This window comes from Tardiphaga sp. 20_F10_N6_6, from assembly GCF_052076045.1.
Lineage (GTDB): Bacteria > Pseudomonadota > Alphaproteobacteria > Rhizobiales > Xanthobacteraceae > Tardiphaga > Tardiphaga robiniae.
The window spans coordinates 3,850,892-3,865,346 of the sequence record NZ_CP197239.1 but is presented as its reverse complement, the minus strand read 5'-3'; the positions used below and the strand labels follow the sequence as shown (position 1 = coordinate 3,865,346).

Annotated in this window: 13 protein-coding genes; 2 read left to right on the top strand and 11 right to left on the bottom strand. The window is 61.9% G+C overall.

Annotation, left to right across the window (positions count from 1 at the left end):
- Window positions 1–50: 50 nt before the first annotated feature.
- Complete coding sequence (locus AB7813_RS18585) at window positions 51–548, bottom strand: VOC family protein (RefSeq protein WP_439065296.1); 498 nt, start codon at window positions 546–548, stop codon at window positions 51–53.
- A 139-nt stretch (window positions 549–687) separates the two neighbouring features.
- A complete protein-coding gene (locus AB7813_RS18580) occupies window positions 688–1,233 on the bottom strand; it encodes a carboxymuconolactone decarboxylase family protein (RefSeq protein ID WP_068729735.1) in 546 nt (181 codons plus the stop codon).
- 172 nt (window positions 1,234–1,405) lie between these two features.
- Here AB7813_RS18580 and AB7813_RS18575 point away from each other — a divergent pair, with 172 nt between their 5' ends.
- Window positions 1,406–2,590, top strand: coding sequence for an acyl-CoA dehydrogenase family protein (locus AB7813_RS18575; RefSeq protein ID WP_439065295.1), 1,185 nt, complete (start codon window positions 1,406–1,408; stop codon window positions 2,588–2,590).
- Between the two features lie 163 nt (window positions 2,591–2,753).
- Window positions 2,754–3,890, top strand: coding sequence for an acyl-CoA dehydrogenase family protein (locus AB7813_RS18570; protein WP_439083867.1), 1,137 nt, complete (start codon window positions 2,754–2,756; stop codon window positions 3,888–3,890).
- 155 nt (window positions 3,891–4,045) lie between these two features.
- Here AB7813_RS18570 and AB7813_RS18565 read toward each other — a convergent pair whose 3' ends face one another.
- The 9 genes from AB7813_RS18565 to AB7813_RS18525 all read right to left on the bottom strand — a co-directional run bounded on the left by AB7813_RS18565 (window position 4,046) and on the right by AB7813_RS18525 (window position 14,116).
- Window positions 4,046–5,086 (bottom strand): amino acid ABC transporter substrate-binding protein, encoded by a 1,041-nt coding sequence (locus AB7813_RS18565; protein ID WP_439083868.1) that lies wholly within the window; start codon window positions 5,084–5,086, stop codon window positions 4,046–4,048.
- An 82-nt stretch (window positions 5,087–5,168) separates the two neighbouring features.
- On the bottom strand, window positions 5,169–5,771 hold the full coding sequence (locus tag AB7813_RS18560) for a L,D-transpeptidase (RefSeq protein WP_089263709.1): 603 nt from the start codon (window positions 5,769–5,771) through the stop codon (window positions 5,169–5,171).
- Between the two features lie 160 nt (window positions 5,772–5,931).
- Complete coding sequence (locus AB7813_RS18555) at window positions 5,932–6,081, bottom strand: DUF2474 domain-containing protein (RefSeq protein ID WP_320445888.1); 150 nt, start codon at window positions 6,079–6,081, stop codon at window positions 5,932–5,934.
- Entirely contained in the window at window positions 6,081–7,082 is a 1,002-nt protein-coding gene (gene cydB, locus AB7813_RS18550) for a cytochrome d ubiquinol oxidase subunit II (RefSeq protein WP_089263497.1), read from the bottom strand. Before cydB ends, AB7813_RS18555 begins: the two co-directional genes overlap by 1 nt.
- Window positions 7,079–8,488, bottom strand: a complete 1,410-nt coding sequence (locus AB7813_RS18545; protein ID WP_439083869.1) for a cytochrome ubiquinol oxidase subunit I — start codon at window positions 8,486–8,488, stop codon at window positions 7,079–7,081. Before AB7813_RS18545 ends, cydB begins: the two co-directional genes overlap by 4 nt.
- 344 nt (window positions 8,489–8,832) lie before the next feature.
- Complete coding sequence (locus tag AB7813_RS18540) at window positions 8,833–9,444, bottom strand: sigma-70 family RNA polymerase sigma factor (RefSeq protein WP_093757615.1); 612 nt, start codon at window positions 9,442–9,444, stop codon at window positions 8,833–8,835.
- 192 nt (window positions 9,445–9,636) lie between these two features.
- On the bottom strand, window positions 9,637–10,374 hold the full coding sequence (locus AB7813_RS18535; RefSeq protein WP_439083870.1) for a response regulator: 738 nt from the start codon (window positions 10,372–10,374) through the stop codon (window positions 9,637–9,639).
- On the bottom strand, window positions 10,371–12,119 hold the full coding sequence (locus AB7813_RS18530; RefSeq protein ID WP_175369165.1) for an ATP-binding response regulator: 1,749 nt from the start codon (window positions 12,117–12,119) through the stop codon (window positions 10,371–10,373). Before AB7813_RS18530 ends, AB7813_RS18535 begins: the two co-directional genes overlap by 4 nt.
- A complete protein-coding gene (locus AB7813_RS18525; protein WP_244558258.1) occupies window positions 12,089–14,116 on the bottom strand; it encodes a sensor histidine kinase in 2,028 nt (675 codons plus the stop codon). Before AB7813_RS18525 ends, AB7813_RS18530 begins: the two co-directional genes overlap by 31 nt.
- Window positions 14,117–14,455 lie beyond the last annotated feature (339 nt).

Genomic DNA, 14,455 nt, shown 5'->3' with positions numbered 1-14,455 from the left:
CTTCGAGACGCCGTGCGAAGGGGCGCGGCTCCTCAGGATGAGGACAGAGCTCAAACGTCCCGCTGCTTCAGCAGCTCCTCAACATCCAGCCGCTTCGTAAACATCGCAATCCCGCCATCGCCATTCCGTGGCCACTCCGCCTCCGGCCGATCCCAGTACAGCTCGACGCCGTTCTGGTCGGGGTCGCGCAGATACAGCGCCTCGCTGACGCCGTGGTCGCTGGCGCCGTCAAGCTGTATGCCGGCCGAGAGCACGCGGTGCAGCGCGTCGGCCAATGCGGCGCGGGTGGGATACAGGATCGCGGTATGGAAAAGACCTGTGGTGCCGGGCGCCGGCGGCTGGCCGCCTTTGCTCTCCCAGGTGTTCAGGCCGATGTGGTGATGGTAATCGCCGGCGGCGATGAAGACAGCCTGATCGCCATAGCGCTGCTTGACCTGGAAGCCGAGCACATCGCGGTAAAAACCGAGCGCGCGATCCAGATCGGCAACCTTCAGATGAACATGCCCGATCCGCGTGCCTGCGGGGATTGGCGGGGTTGGGTCGGGCATGTGGGAGCTCCTGAGTTGCGTGATGCTCAAGACGATCTAGTCACGGGATCGAAGGATCGGTAGAGCGTCTTCGCGAAACCCATCGTTTCCGGGAATTGGATTGATGGGTCTCGCGGCGCTTTACCCATAGGGGCATCGCCTACGCAAGTTCCGAGACCAGCCCGTCCGGCAGGCCGAACTCGTAGGTGTTCAGCGTCATCGAGACCATGGTGTAGTAGCCGCACAGGCCGATGATCTCGACGAGGCCCTGGGCGCCCAGCGTCTCGGTGGCTTCGTCATAGAGCGGCTTGGACAGGCCCTGCGCCTCATGCAGCGACTTGGCGACGTCATAGATCACCCGCGCCTTCTTCTCGCTGAAACTCGGCGTGCGACGGTTCTTGATATCTTCGATGATGGCGGGATCGAGGCCGCCGTCGAGCGCCATCTTCTTGTGCGCATACCATTCGAAATGCGCGGTCCAGTGCCGCGCGGTGACGAGGATCGCCAGCTCGGCATGCGCGGGTGTCAGCGTGGTGTCGTAGCGCAGAAACGCGCCGAGGCGGGTCGCGTGCCGGGCCATGTTCGGGCTGGCGAGCCAGGCCATCATCGGCTCCGGCGGGCGTCCGCGCTTGCTGGCGATCGACTCGTCATAGATGGATTTCTGGTCGGGAGACATTTCGCCAGGCGAAAGCCACTTGAGACGCATGTTGTTTCCTCGTGTGTTTTTGCTCGTTGTTCTCTGGCGATACACCGGAATGGCAAGCCTGACTACTTCCGCTTTGCAGCAGGCCATTGAATTCCACGAAGTGGCGAGTAAGCTTCGCCCAACAACATTGCGGATGCTTGGCATCCCGCGCACAAAATGGATGGAAACGCTGATGTCGGATCTCGATCAATTTCGCAGCGAGACGCGCGCCTGGCTTGATGCCAATTGCCCGCCGGAGATGCGCAAGCCGATGAGTTCGGACGAGGATACATTCTGGGGCGGACGTAACGCGAAATATTCATCCGAGCCGCAGCGGATCTGGTTCGAACGGATGCGCGACAAGGGCTGGACCGTGCCGCATTGGCCAAAGGAATATGGCGGCGGCGGCCTCGACGGTGAACGGACGAAGATCCTGCGCCAGGAAATGGCAGCGATCTCGGCCCGTCTGCCGCTGGTGTCGTTCGGCATTTCAATGCTCGGGCCGGCGCTGTTGAAATATGGCACCGACGCCCAGAAGCAGGAGCATCTGCCGAAGATCGCGGCGGGTCTGATCCGCTGGTGTCAGGGCTACTCCGAACCCAATGCCGGGTCCGATCTCGCCTCGCTACAGACGCGCGCCGAGAGCGACGGCGATGACTATCTCATCACCGGTCAGAAGATCTGGACGTCTTACGCGAACTATGCCGACTGGATCTTCTGCCTGGTGCGCACCGACGCGTCCGGCAAGAAGCATGACGGCATCAGCTTCATCCTGTTCGACATGGCGTCGAAGGGTGTCTCGACCAAGCCGATCCTTTTGATCTCTGGCAAGTCGCCCTTCTGCGAAACTTTCTTCGATAGCGTCCGCGTGCCGAAGTCGCATGTGCTCGGCACCGTCGATCGCGGCTGGGACGTGGCAAAATACCTGTTGCAGCACGAGCGCGCGATGATCTCCGGCATGGGCGAGCGCGGTGCTGGCCGGCCGCTTGGCCAGGTCGCTGCCGACTCCATCGGGGCGGACGAACAGGGCCGCCTCGACGATGCGATGCTGCGCGGGCAAATCGCAAGTTTCGAAGTCGACGAGGCCGCATTGGCCTGTGCGGCCGAGCGCGCGGTCGATCTGGCGAAAGCCGGTCAGGCGCATCCAGCGTTTTCGTCGGCGATGAAATATTACGGCACCGAACTCAACAAGCGCCGCCATGAAATCCTGATGTCGGCAGGCGGCATCGATGCACTGGAATGGGAAAGCCAGCGCTCGCATGAAGGCGCACGTCCGCGTGCGTGGCTGCGTACCAAGGCGAATTCGATCGAAGGCGGCACCAGCGAGGTGATGCTGGGGATTGTCGCCAAGCGCATTCTGGATTTGCCGGGGGCGTGAATTTCACTCTGCCCTCATCCTGAGGAGTGGCCGAAGGCCGCGTCTCGAAGGATGGTGGTGCACTCCATCTCATGGTTCGAGACGGCGCTTCGCGCCTCCTCACCATGAAGACTGAGCTAGGATCAATTTGGTCGCCAGGCCGCCTCATCATTGGATCACACCCATGCCTCTCCTCCTCAACGAAGAACAGACCATGCTGCGCGACAGCGTCCGCGGCTTTATCGGCGACAAGGCGCCGGTCAGTCATTTCCGGCAGCTGCGCGATGCCAAGGATGCGACCGGGTTCTCGCGCGACTACTGGCGCGCGTTTTCCGAGATGGGATTTGCTGGATTGCTGGTGCCGGAAGCGTTCGGCGGCAGCGGGCTTGGCGCCGTCGAAGCCGGCGTCGTGATGGAAGAGATTGGCCGCACACTGATGCCGTCGCCATTCTTCTCCACGGCTGTGCTGGGCGTCTCGGCGCTGAATCGGGGCAGCGACGCGCAGAAGTCGGAATATCTGCCGAAGATCGCCAGTGGCGCGCTGCTGGCGGCGCTGGCCATCGATGAAGGCGCGAAGCATCGCCCGCTGCAGACAGCGATGAAGGCCGCGCGCTCCGGCAATGGTTTCAAGCTGAATGGCGCGAAGGCCTTTGTCGTCGATGGCCACACCGCCGATCTCCTGATCGTCGCGGCGCGCAGCGCGGGTGCGCCGGGTGAGCGCGACGGCCTCACGCTGTTTCTGGTCGATCCGAAGGCCAAGGGTATCGCGCTCGAGCGCACCGCGATGGTGGATTCGCACAATGCAGCGCGGATCACGTTCGACAATGTCGAGGTTACCGCCGACAGCGTGCTCGGCGATGTCGATCAGGGCGGGGCATTGTTGGACAGCGTGCTGAATATCGGCCGCGGGGCCGTCGCCGCCGAAATGGTCGGCCTGTCAGACGAAGTGTTCGGCCGCACAGTGACCTATCTCAAGGAGCGCAAGCAGTTCGGCAAACTGATCGGTGAATTCCAGGCGCTGCAGCACCGCGCGGCGCATCTCTATACCGAGATCGAAGTCACGCGCGCGGCCGTGCTGAAGGCGCTGCAGCTGATCGACGACGGCGCACCGACGGCGCCGGCCGCGATTGCCGTCGCCAAGGCCAAGGCCGGCACCACGGCGACGCTGGCTGTGCAGGAAGGCGTGCAGATGCATGGCGGCATGGGCATGACCGACCAGTTCGACATCGGCTTCTTCATGAAGCGCGCGCGGGTCTGCCAGGAATTGCTGGGGGACAGCAATTATCACGCGGACCAACTGGCGCGGCTGAAGAATTATTGAGTGCGGGCGACGAGAGCTCGGACGGACTAGCTGAAACTCGTCATGCCCGGGCTTGTCCCGGGTATCCACGTCTTGGGGTCTTGCTAGGGAAGACGTGGATGGCCGGGACAAGCCCGGCCATGACGGCGTTTAGCTATGACGGAGGGTCGTTAGCCCTACCTGATCGGCGGGGCGTATTGAATGCCACCGGCGCTCCAGATCTGGTTCAACCCGCGCGGAATCTTCAGCTTCGAGCCTTCGCCGATATTGCGGTCATAGACTTCGCCGTAATTGCCGACATGGCGGATGATGCGGGCGGCCCAGTCCTTCGAGAGGCTGAGGTCTTCGCCGTAAGCACCTTCGGTGCCGACCAGACGCATCACGTCGGGCTTCTTGGACTTCAGCGCTTCGTCGATGTTCTTCGAGGTGATGCCAAGCTCTTCGGCATTGATCATGGCATAGAGCGTCCACTTCACGATCATCATCCAGTCGTCGTCACGCTGGCGCACCACGGGGGCCAGCGGCTCCTTGGAGATGACGTCGGGCAGGATCAGGTGATCGTCGGGCTTGCTCATGGTCAGGCGCAGCGCATAGAGCTGCGACGCATCCGCCGTGAAGGTGTCGCACTGGCCGGAATTATAGGCCTTGAGGACTTCGTCCAGCTTCGGAAATTTCACTTCGGTATATTTGATGTTGTTGCTGCGGAAGTAGTCGGCGAGGTTCAGCACGGTCGTGGTGCCGTCCTGGACGCAGACCTTGCTGCCATCGAGCTCCAGCGCGGAATCGATCTTGCGAGACTTCGGCACCATGAAGCCCTGGCCGTCATAATAGGATACGGCGGGGAAATAGAGATCGTAATTGGTTTCGCGCGACATGCTCCAGGTGGAGTTGCGCGACAGAATATCGACCTTGCGGCTCTGCAGCTCCTTGAAGCGATCCGACGCGTCGAGCGGAACGAAGGTCACCTTCTTCGGATCGTTGAAGATCGCAGCGGCGACGGCCCGGCAGAAGTCGACGTCGAAGCCGGCCCAGGTGCCTTGCGCATCCGGGGACGAGAAGCCGGGCAGGCCGGTATTGACGCCGCAGAGTACAGCGTCACGCTTGACGGTGCGCTTCAGCGTCTTGGTGTCGTAGCGCTCATAGGTGATCGCAGCCGCAGCCACTGCAGTGGCAACCACCAGGCCGATGGCCAGCCCGGTCGTGAAAGTCCGCTTCATCCCCATGCGACGTCCGCCCCGTATTCAGAGAAAAATATGTCAGAGAAAAACTGGATCGAAGAGCTGTGCGGCGAGGCGCAGATCAGATTTCAGGCTTCTGCCGTACGATGACCTTGGTGCCCACCGGGATCCTCTCATAGAGGTCGGCGACATCGGCATTGACCAGCCGGAAGCAGCCGGACGATACGGCGGTGCCGATGGTGTCGGGCCGGTTGGTGCCGTGGATGCGATAGACGGTGGCGCCGAGATAGAGCGCGCGGGCGCCGAGCGGATTGCCGGGGCCGCCGGCCATAAAGCGCGGCAGATAGGGCTGACGCGCGATCATTTCCGGCGGCGGCGTCCAGTCCGGCCATTCCGCCTTGCGCGAGATTTTCAAGAGGCCCTGCCACTGGAAGCCGTCGCGGCCGACGCCGATGCCGTAACGCAGCGCGCGACCATTGCCCTGCACCACATAGAGATGGCGCTCTGAGGTCGCGATGATGATGGTGCCCGGTGCCTCGGTGGTGCGGTACAGCACCATCTGCTTCTGGAATTCCGGTTCAAGCTGAACGGAGTCGTCGGCAATCAGCCCGGGCTCGTCGCCGACATCCGGGCGCGGTTGCTGGGCGAGGCCTTGCGTGATCGACAACATCAGGCTGGCTGCGGCGACGAGCTGAAAGCCAAGCAGGCGGCGGATGTTGATCATCGCAGGCATCTCCGGTTTCGCGTCCGATATTCTGTATCATCCCAGCCAAATCACGGGAACCATGAAATCAGCGGGCATGGGGACGGTCCGCGCGCGGACGTCGTGAGTCGCCGGCATATTTGCCGTCTGCGGGTGACGATTTGATTAAAGGTCACCGCGTCTATTTCGGTGCAATCCACAGTCGCAGCACGTAGCTGACGAGGGTCACACTGGCGACGCCGCCCAGCCACAGCGCAACAAACCACAATAGGCGCTGTATCAGCGGGCGCTTGTCTGAAGGGACGGCCTTTTGCTGCGACGCAGGTGTCATCAGTGATAGCCCGCGCCAGCGCGAACCTTGCCGCGAAACACGTAATAGGCCCAGGCGGTGTAACCGAGGATGATGGGAACCAGCACGGCGACGCCGTAGCTCATGAAATGCAGGCTATTGTCGGGCGACGCGGCCTGCCAGATGGTGATGCTGCGCGGCACGATATAGGGCCACATGCTGATGCCCAATCCGGCATAGGACAATGCGAACAGCGCCAGCGACAGGAAGAACGGCCGGTAATCCTGTTTGGCCGCGAGGCTTCGCATCAAGAGCGCCGTGATGGCAGCAACTGCAATCGGCACCGGCGCCGTCAGGATGATGTTCGGCCAGGCGAACCAGCGCCGCGCATATTCGGCATCCAGAAATGGCGTCGCGATGCTGACGAGACCGATGGCGGCGAGCATGGCGAATAGAAGCCACCAACTCAGCCGATAGGCCTGATCGCGCAACGCGCCTTCGGTCTTCAACACCAGCCAGGTGGCGCCGAGCAGGCCGTAACCTGCCATCAGTGCGAGTCCGGTCAGGACGCTGAACGGTGTCAGCCAGTCCCACCAGCCGCCGCCATAGTGGCGACCATTGACGACGATGCCTTGCAGGATCGCGCCGAGCGCCACACCCTGCGCCAGTGTGGCCATCAGCGATCCGCCCGCAAAGGCAATGTCCCACAGATTTCGCTCGCGCGTGGTGCGCCAGCGGAATTCGAAAGCGACGCCGCGAAACACGAGGCCGAGCAGCATCACAATCATCGGCGTATAGAGCGCCGGCATCAGCACCGCATAGGCCAGCGGAAACGCCGCCATCAGCCCTCCGCCGCCGAGCACCAGCCAGGTCTCGTTGCCGTCCCAGACCGGGGCGACCGAGTTCATCATGACGTCACGGTCTTCCTTCTTCGGGAAGAGTGGAAACAGCATGCCGAGGCCGAGATCGAAGCCGTCCATCACGACATAGACGAAGACGGCAAAGGCGATGATGAAGGCCCAGACGACCGCGATATCGATCATGACACGTGCCCCGATGCGGTTGCACCCACGGCCGGGGTAATGCCCGCCGCACGACTCGGCACGTTGCCGGCCGGGCCTTGCTCATCATGATGCGGCGGCGCGGCCATGAGCCGGAGCAGATAGATCGTGCCCGCGGCGAAGACCAGGAAATAGACAATGGCGAAGGCGATCAGCGACGACGCAACGGCTGGCGCCGCCAGCGGTGAAACCGAATCACTTGTCCGCAGCAGACCGAACACCGTGAACGGTTGCCGCCCCGTTTCGGTTGTCACCCAGCCGGCTAGCACGGCGATGAAGCCGGCCGGGCCCATCGCGAGCGCAAAGCTGTGAAGCAAGCGCGACTCATAGAACTTGCCGCGGAAGCGCATGAAGAGGCTCAGCAGTCCCAGCCCCAGCATCAGAAAGCCGATGCCGACCATGATGCGGAACGACCAGAAGGTCACCGGCACCGGCGGCCAGTTTTCGCGCGGAACAGTATCGAGCCCGGCCATCGGCGCATTGAGGTCATGCTTCAGGATCAGCGATCCGAGCTTGGGTATCTCGATGGCGTAGTTCACTTTGCCTTCGGCCTGGCTCGGGAGACCGAACAGGATCAGCGGCGCGCCATGGGGATGGCTCTCGAAATGGCCTTCCATGGCCATGATCTTGGTTGGCTGGTGCTCAAGCGTGTTGAGGCCGTGCTGATCGCCGGCAAGAATCTGCAGCGGGGCGACCAGTGTCGCCATCCACATCGCCATGGAGAACATCACGCGCGGGCCGGGCAGGCGCGTATCCTTGAGCAGATGCCAGGCGCCAACCGCGCCGACCACGAAAGCCGTTGTGAGATAGGCCGCCAGCACCATGTGCACGAGACGATACGGGAAGGACGGATTGAAGATCACCTTCCACCAGTCGGCGGCAACGAACTGGCCGGCAGCATTGATGCTGTAGCCGGCCGGCGTCTGCATCCAGGAATTCGCGGAGAGAATCCAGAAGGCCGAAAACAGCGTGCCGATCGCGACCATCAGCGTAGCGAAGAAATGCAGCCTTGGACCGACGCGCTTCAGTCCGAACAGCATGACGCCGAGAAAGCCAGCCTCAAGGAAGAAGGCGGTGAGGACTTCATAGGCCATCAGCGGGCCGATGATCGGTCCCGCTTTGTCGGAGAAGGCCGACCAATTGGTGCCGAACTGGTAGGACATCACGATGCCCGAGACCACGCCCATGCCGAAGGCCACGGCGAAGATCTTGAGCCAGTAATTGAACAGGTTGAGGAAGACCTCGCGTCCGGTCCACAGCCAGAGCGCTTCGAGCACCGCGAGATAGCTCGCTAGCCCGATGGAGAACGCGGGAAAGATGATGTGAAATGACATCGTGAACGCAAATTGCGCTCGGGCTAGTATGACAGGGTCAAAGCCTTCGAACATTTGCATCCGTCCATGTGTAGTCTGGTCGTGTTCTATCATGCAGAGCGCGCGGGCGAAACTGCGCGAGGTCTTTGTTAGTTGGCCGCCCGGATTCGGCAACGTCTTGAAAAGGCTGTCCATCTGCCCACATTGGCGTTCGCCGTTGGACTCGTAGACAATTTGTCCAATTTTGTCAGATGTATTGCGCAGGTCGATGCGGAAGTTCGTGCGTCCGCCGACGATGACAAAGCCGTAGCTCCAAACAGAATACGACCCGGAAGGGGGCATCCCGTCCGGGTCGCTGGAGGTGGGGAGGTTTACGCGAACTGACGTCTGGAACGTTGGAGCAAAAGGAACGCGGCAGATTACGCTGCGATACTGTCGATGCCGGCGGTCTTCAGGAGATCGGCGAGCTGCTTGCGGGCGTAGAACATGCGGGTCTTCACCGTCGACGCGGGGATGCCGATCAGGCCGGCGACCTCTTCCACTGACTTCTCATGATAGTAGACGAGGTTGACGATCTCGCGATGCGCCGGCGACAGCTTGGCGACACATGCGCGAAGAATGGCGCTGGTGCGGCTGCGATCGAGCGATGCCTCAGGTGTATCGGCCTGGTCGGCGATTTCCATGACATCGTCCTGGTCGATGTCTTCATATTTACGCTGGCGCAGCGCGGTCAGTGCCTTGAAGCGTGCGATCGACAACAGCCAGGTGGAGACCTGCGAGCGGCCTTCGAACTGGCTGGCGGTCCGCCACACGTCGAGGAATACCTGACTGACCAGATCTTCCGCCGCCGACGTGTCGCGCAGCATGCGGAGAACGAAGCGATAGACCCGCACATTGTGCCGGGCATAAAGCGTGTGCATCGCCGTCCGGTCGCCGCTGGCGATATTCTCCAGCAGCATCTCATCCGAGGTGGCGCGGGCCGTAATGATACCCTGCTGACCGGCGGCATTGAGGGCGATGACGTTCTGCATGACTAACTCCCGTAAGAGACCGCGTTGCGGCTTCGTTGGGAGGATTGTTAAGGAGCCCAAGTTTCAGGGCGTCTGCTTCAAAAGCGGAAAATGGTTTCATGGAACCGGAGAATTGTTTCGTCGCAGGGTTAGCGACGAAACATTCAGAGGTGAAATGCGTGTAAATTGAACGAGATAGATTCCAAAAGGGGCTCAGGCCTTGTCGCCCACCGGGGAGAACAAATAGCCCCCGCCGCGAATTGTACGGATCACGGCGGGTTTCGTCGGATCGGGCTCGATTTTGCGGCGGATTCGCATGATCCGCAGGTCGACCGCCCGGTCGAAAGCCTCGGCGTCGCGAGCATTGGCCAGTTCGAGCAACCGTTCGCGCGAAAGCACGCGCTTCGGATTCGCGGCGAATACCTTGAGCAGGCCAAATTCAGAAGCTGTCAGCGGATGTTCGTTGCCTTCGTCGTCACGCAAGGCCTGCGCTTCCAGGTCGAGCCATTTCGTGCCGAAGCGCACGAGATGGTCCTTGTTCTCCTTGGCAGGCGTTGCATCTGCTGCTGCGCCTTTCACCGGCGTGCTTCGGCGCAAGACCGAGCGGATGCGCGCCATCAATTCGCGGAGTTCGCAGGGCTTGGCGATGTAATCGTCGGCGCCGAGTTCGAGGCCGACGACACGGTCGATCGGGCTTGCGGTGGCGGTGAGCATGATCACCGGCACGTTGATGCGGCTCTTGAGGTCACGGATGATCGAGAGCCCGTCTTCCTCGGGCATGTTGAGGTCGAGCACCACGAGATCCGGCACCTTGGTCTCGATCTCGCTGCGCAGGCTCTTGCCGCCGTCGCACAAGGTCACGGCAAAGCCGTGCATCTTGAGATAGTCGCCCACCATCTCGCGGGCGGGTGCTTCGTCGTCGACGACGACGATATGCGGGCTCTGGCTCATGACAGGCCCTCACTGGTGGCTGGCAGCAGGATGGTGAAGGTGGCGCCCTGGCCGGGGCTATGTGCATTCACCTCGCCGCCATGCATGTCGATGATGCGTTTGACGATCGACAGGCCGAGGCCGGTTGAACTTTCACCACCGGTTGGCTTGGCTGAAAGCCGCTGGAAACGACCAAACAGGCGGTCGAGATCCTCCGGCGACAGGCCGGGACCTTCGTCGCTGATGCTGATGCGGACATAATCGGCATCGCCTGTGATGAGCAGCGCGATCTTGCCGCCGATCGGGCTGTATTTGATGGCGTTGCTGACGAGATTGTCGATCGCTTCGCGCATCCGGTCGGCATCGCACATGGTGAGATCGTGGTGATCCGGCGCCGAGACGGAGAGGTCCTGCTGCTTGTTCACCGCAGACGGCCGATTCGCTTCAGCGACGTCCCGGACCAGCGTCGCCAGATCGACCGGCTCACGGCGGATGGTGATATCGAAGGCGTCCGCCATGGCGTCCGAGATCAGGTGATCGACCATCGAGGTCAGTCGCTTGGTGGCGTCACGAATGTGATCGACCTGCGCGGAGATGTTTTCCTTCGGCGATCCCGCGGATATCAGCTCGGTCAGCATCTCGGTGCGGCCGAGGATCACGCCGAGTGGATTCTTCAGGTCATGGGCGACGGTACCCAGAATCTCGTTCTTGAAGCCGTTGGCGCGCTGCAGCCGCAGCCACTGCGCGGAAAGCCGGCGATTGGCCTGCATCAGGGCGCGGGTACGCTGCGCCACGCGGTCTTCCAACTGCGTATTGGCCTCGTGCAGTTGCTGATAGAGGATCACGTTGTCGAAGGCGATCGACAGCCGGCTGCCGAAGATCTCAACCAGAGAACGGTCTGTCTCCGACAATTGCCGCTCCGCCTGCAGCAGCACGACAACCTCACGGCCGCTGCCGGTGCGAATATAGAGCGCCGTCCGATGGTCGGCGAAGTCGTGCTTGCGGCGCTTGAAGGCATCTTCGACCATCTGGCGCAGGTCCGGATCGAGCGACTGTGCGGTGGCGGTACCCATGAAGCGGCTGTAACAGCCTGATCCGGCGAGGACGGCATAGTCGTCGCCGACAACGCCGCCATCGCGCAGCACCAGAATGCCGGCGCAATCGACATTCAGCAGCGAGGCGATCTGCGTCAGCACGCCTTCGGCAAGCCGCTGCATCGACTTGAAATCATAGAGCGTCGAGGCGGCGTCGATGATGATTTCGAGGCCGCGCCGTGTCTGCACCATGCGTTCGAGTTGCTGATAGCTGCGCAGCGCGGCCGTCAGCGAGGTGAACAGCTTGTCGGCGGTCAGTTCGGTCTTCGCCTTGTAATCGTTGATGTCATAGTCGACGATGACGCGGCGCTCCGGCGCCTGGCCGGGCTGGCCGGTACGCAGGATGATGCGGACGGTTTCGTTGTGCAGCTCGTTGCGGATGAACTCGACCAGTTCGAGGCCGGCCGCATCCGTCTCCATGATGACGTCGAGCAGTACGGCTGCGATATCCGTATGCTCGCGCATCAGGGCCTGGCCTTCGGCAGCGGAATAGGCCGACAGGATTTCCAGCGACTGGCCGTTCAGGGTGTAATCGCTCAGCGCGAAGCGCGTGCCCTCATGCACGGCCTGGTCATCGTCGATGACCGCGATCTTCCATTTTCGGTTATTGGATTCTTCCGGGACATCACCGGAGTCTTCAATCAAGTAGAGGACATCGTCCTGGTCGGCCATTGCGTAGTCCCGTCAAATGATCCGGCGGCGCCAGTGGCGGCCCGCGGCATGATAATGCGAAATGTCGTGCCTTGTCCCAGTCTTGACTCCAGCATCATCCGGCCACCCAGCTGCTGGGTCACCAGATTGTACACGATGTGGAGGCCAAGGCCGGTGCCGCCTTCGTTGCGGCGGGTGGTGAAAAACGGGTCGAAAGCCTGTCGCTGGACGTCCGGGCTCATGCCCGCGCCGTTGTCGGAGAAGCTGATCTCAATATCGTCGGTGCCGCGCGGCTTGGCGGTGATGGCGATGGCGCCGGGCTTGCCGTCCGGGAACGCGTGATTGGCCGCATTCAGGAACAGATTGGTCAGGATCTGGCCGTAGGACCCGGGATAGCCATCGATCATCAGCCCGTCCGGCACGTCGACCGTCAGTGTGATCGGAGCCTTCTTCAGGACGGGGCGCAGACTGGCGATGATCTGATCGGTGGCCTCGGAGAGGCTGAATTGCCGCCGTTCGGCGTGGGACCGATCGACGGCGACCTGTTTGAAGGACTGAATAAGCTCGCCGGCGCGATGCAGGTTGGCGACCAGTTGCTGCGCCGCATCGCGTGACGTCTTGACGAATTCTTCCAGTTGCGAGCGCCGCAGCGGGGCATTGGAGCGCAGTTCGGCCTCGAACATTTCCGAGCGCCGCGCGAAGCTTGATGCCACGGTGAGGCTGATGCCGATCGGATTATTGACCTCGTGGGCCACGCCGGCGACCAGACCGCCAAGTGCGGCCAGCCGTTCGGCGTCGATCAAATTCTGCTGTGCGGCATTTAGTTCGAGCAAGGCGCTCTCGGCCTTCTCCTTCGACGCGCGCAGCTCGTTTTCGGCTTCGCGCTTGGCGACGGCGTTCTCACGGAACACCTCGACCGCGCGGGCCATGGCGCCAACCTCGTCCTTGGCGGCGGTGCCCTGAACCTTGCGATCATAGTCGCCGGAGGTGATTGCGCGCATCGAGGCCATGATCTGCTGCAGCGGCAGGCGGATGCTCAGCGCGATGATGATGCCTGCGGTGATGATCAGCCCAAGAAAGCCCGTGGCGATGACCATGACATTGCGGGAGATCGCCGTCAGCGTGCGGTCGAAAGTGGCCTGCGCGGACTGCTCGCGCTGGCGCATCTTGACGGACAGGCCATCGATCGCAGCAATCGTGTCGGCCTGGCTGGCATCGATCGAATTGCGCAGCAGGTCCGTGCGGCTGGAGAGTTGTTCGGACAGTTTTGCGAGCCCCTGGCGGAGGGCAACTGAGCGTCCCTTGAGCCGCTGCAACGCAATACGCTGCAGATCATTGTCGGCGAGGTCGGTCATGACCGGGATAGTACGCTCGATCGTCTCGGTGTTGCGGCGTGCATCTTCGGCCGAGGCGGATGCCAGCGACAGATAATAGGCGTTGGCGGCGACCAGCATCGCGGTGAATGCCTCACGCGACTTGCCGAGTGCCGGCCAGATCAGCGCGTCGCGCTGGCCGGTGGCGCCCTCGATGATGGAGTACAGTCCCGCCATGTCCTTGGCAGGCCCAAGCACCTGTTCTTCGTAGGTCTTGGCAATGGTGGTTTGAAGCGTCCGCAATTCACCGAAGCCGCTAAGGAAGCGCTCGGTGACGCGCTCGAGCTCAGCAACGGAGCCGGACAGCATCGGATCGGTCGAGGCACGGGTGTTCAACGTGCCGAGTACAGCCTCGCGGAGCAGCAGGATTTCGGCGAACAGTTCGGGGCTGGGCTGATTGATATAGCGATGGATCAGGTTCTGCAGCCGGCCTGTCTCGCTCTCGAGCAGGGCCAGAACCTGATCGGACTGCCGGACCTGGCGCACATCGTCCCAGGCCGAGGACAGCACCCGCGAGCCGCTCCAGATCAATCCCGCCAGGACGAGGACGACCGCCGAGTTCAGGGCTGCGATGGACAAAATGCGCCAGCGGATCGGAATCGCACGGACAGCCGCGACGAGGCCGGTCCGGCCTCGCGCCGCCAGCTCGTCCTGTCCTTCAGAAACTCCGTTGTGCGGGCTCGTCACCACAGGTGTGTCATTCGGCCTTGCGAAAGGTTCAATCGGTGAGACAGCCGTGCGTCGCAACCCGGCAACTCGATCTTTATAGTCTGAAAGAGTTTCGTTGAGGTTGCGAGACAGTTCAATGTAGCAAATACAGGCGGTGCTGGCTATTAACCTGCAACAACTGGTTGAACTGGCGCAGTCCCGATTGAACCGAACGCCGCGAAGTCGCAACAGAGTGCTGCGGCAGATCGCGTCCGGTGAACGCCACCGTGCGGGGCGATTTCGATCAAAACTATAATGGAATCATTATTTTATTGG

Bases quoted from the DNA above. Each gene is read 5' to 3' on its own strand.
- AB7813_RS18530 (WP_175369165.1), bottom strand. From the start codon at position 12,119: ATGGCCGACCAGGACGATGTCCTCTACTTGATTGAAGACTCCGGTGAT.
- AB7813_RS18545 (WP_439083869.1), bottom strand. From the start codon at position 8,488: ATGTTCGAAGGCTTTGACCCTGTCATACTAGCCCGAGCGCAATTTGCG.
- AB7813_RS18540 (WP_093757615.1), bottom strand. From the start codon at position 9,444: ATGCAGAACGTCATCGCCCTCAATGCCGCCGGTCAGCAGGGTATCATT.
- AB7813_RS18580 (WP_068729735.1), bottom strand. From the start codon at position 1,233: ATGCGTCTCAAGTGGCTTTCGCCTGGCGAAATGTCTCCCGACCAGAAA.
- AB7813_RS18535 (WP_439083870.1), bottom strand. From the start codon at position 10,374: ATGAGCCAGAGCCCGCATATCGTCGTCGTCGACGACGAAGCACCCGCC.
- AB7813_RS18565 (WP_439083868.1), bottom strand. From the start codon at position 5,086: ATGAAGCGGACTTTCACGACCGGGCTGGCCATCGGCCTGGTGGTTGCC.
- AB7813_RS18570 (WP_439083867.1), top strand. From the start codon at position 2,754: ATGCCTCTCCTCCTCAACGAAGAACAGACCATGCTGCGCGACAGCGTC.
- cydB (WP_089263497.1), bottom strand. From the start codon at position 7,082: ATGATCGATATCGCGGTCGTCTGGGCCTTCATCATCGCCTTTGCCGTC.
- AB7813_RS18555 (WP_320445888.1), bottom strand. From the start codon at position 6,081: ATGACACCTGCGTCGCAGCAAAAGGCCGTCCCTTCAGACAAGCGCCCG.
- AB7813_RS18575 (WP_439065295.1), top strand. From the start codon at position 1,406: ATGTCGGATCTCGATCAATTTCGCAGCGAGACGCGCGCCTGGCTTGAT.
- AB7813_RS18560 (WP_089263709.1), bottom strand. From the start codon at position 5,771: ATGATCAACATCCGCCGCCTGCTTGGCTTTCAGCTCGTCGCCGCAGCC.
- AB7813_RS18585 (WP_439065296.1), bottom strand. From the start codon at position 548: ATGCCCGACCCAACCCCGCCAATCCCCGCAGGCACGCGGATCGGGCAT.